Source organism: Microcystis sp. M49636_WE2 (assembly GCF_030065375.1).
Lineage (GTDB): Bacteria > Cyanobacteriota > Cyanobacteriia > Cyanobacteriales > Microcystaceae > Microcystis > Microcystis aeruginosa_C.
In genome coordinates this window covers 1-1,333 of sequence record NZ_JASJFG010000772.1, presented here as the reverse complement: position 1 = coordinate 1,333, position 1,333 = coordinate 1, and the positions used below count along the sequence as shown (strand labels likewise).

General features: G+C 44.7%; 1 protein-coding gene. It reads left to right on the top strand.

Going from position 1 to position 1,333, the window contains the following annotated elements; translation table 11 throughout:
• Nucleotides 1-422: 422 nt before the first annotated feature.
• Nucleotides 423-1,333, top strand: a 911-nt coding sequence (gene cpcD / locus PX484_RS17705) for a rod-capping linker protein CpcD (protein WP_288104960.1), incomplete at its 3' end; no start/stop codon positions are given.

Here is a 1,333-nt window from a genome sequence, read left to right as displayed (position 1 = left end):
TGAAATGGGGCGAAAGTCTGTGGACTCTGTGTAAGACAGTACATGGTTTTTTAACTGTGGTATGCGACGGTGGTGGAAGCAGAAACTTAAATCGTGAGGTTTAGGAATCGCCGCACTTTTAGGGCGGCGAGGATGTCAAAAAATAATTATTGCTAATATCTGTCCCCCGCTCTTGTCCTGATCAGGCAAACTAGGGGGATTTTTAGCACAAATAGGGAAAAGTAGCAGAAATCTTAATAAAAAGTAAAAATGCTGCAAATGTAACAGATTTTAACCAGAGAGTTGACCTATCCTTAAGGAAAAGATAAAAGCGATGTCTGTGGTTTTTTTAAGATAACTCTCAATTAGGCCTAGGTGTAGTGTACCGATGGTAGGCTAAACTATGGAACGATTATCGTGACTTGAGTTGGGAGTTATATTTAATGTACAGTCCGAGTACACTAGCGGGAAACCGTTTATTTGTTTACGAAGTGGCGGGTCTCAATCAAAACGACAATACTGACAGCTTGGATTATTCAATCCGTCAGAGTGGAAGCGTGTTCTTCACGGTTCCCTACAGTCGCATGAATCAAGAAATGCGTCGGATTACCCGTTTAGGTGGTCGTATCGTCAGCATCAAACCCTTAAATGGGATTGCCCCCGTAGCAACTTTTTCTAGTGCCTCCACACCACAGCCAATCGCTCAATCATCGCCCGTCACCGAACAGACCAAGAAAAAGGCCATGACTCAAGCGAAAGAAAAAACAGATATCCCCGTCAACATCTACCGTCCGAATCAACCCTTTATCGGCAAATGTATCGAGAATTATCCTCTCGTTGATGAGGGGGGTATCGGCATCGTACAACACGTCACCTTTGACCTTTCTGGGGGCGATTTACGCTATTTAGAAGGGCAAAGTATCGGTATTATCCCCCCGGGTACCGATGCTAATGGCAAACCTCATAAATTGAGACTCTATTCGATCGCCTCCACCCGTCATGGTGATAAATTAGACGATAAAACCGTATCCCTCTGCGTGCGTCAGTTGGAATACCAACACCCAGAAACCAAGGAAACGGTTTATGGAGTTTGTTCCACCCATCTCTGTAATGTAGAGGTGGGGGACGATGTGGCTATTACTGGTCCGGTGGGTAAGGAAATGCTGCTACCGGGTGATGAAGATGCCACTATCATTATGATGGCCACTGGGACCGGAATCGCTCCTTTCCGAGCTTTCCTCTGGCGGATGTTCAAGGAACAACACGAAGATTATAAATTCAAAGGTCTAGCTTGGTTGATTTTCGGAGTTCCCAAAACGGCCAATATTCTCTACCAAGAAGAATTAGAGAAAAT